The sequence below is a fragment of the Streptomyces ochraceiscleroticus genome (genome assembly GCF_000720485.1).
GTDB classification, from domain to species: domain Bacteria; phylum Actinomycetota; class Actinomycetes; order Streptomycetales; family Streptomycetaceae; genus Streptomyces; species Streptomyces ochraceiscleroticus.
Map to the genome: position 1 here is coordinate 1 of NZ_JOAX01000135.1, position 232 is coordinate 232.

Annotated in this window: 1 protein-coding gene; it reads right to left on the reverse strand. The window is 73.7% G+C overall.

What is annotated here, in order from left to right; translation table 11 throughout:
- Nucleotides 1-232: ATP-binding protein (locus IG84_RS38630; RefSeq protein ID WP_037801509.1), on the reverse strand; the 232-nt coding region annotated here is incomplete at both ends.

A 232-nucleotide genomic window follows, 5' to 3' on the forward strand; every position in this document is an offset into this window, starting at 1 on the left:
GTCCCGGGTGGAGACGACCACCACGTTGCCGTGCTTGTCGGCCAGGCACTGGGTCTCCACGTGCCGGGGGCGGTCCAGGTAGCGCTCCACGAAGCACTCGCCGCGGCCGAAGGCGGCGACGGCCTCGCGGACGGCGGAGTCGTAGAGCTCGGGGACTTCTTCGAGGGTGCGGGCGACCTTCAGGCCGCGGCCGCCGCCGCCGAAGGCGGCCTTGATGGCGATCGGCAGGCCG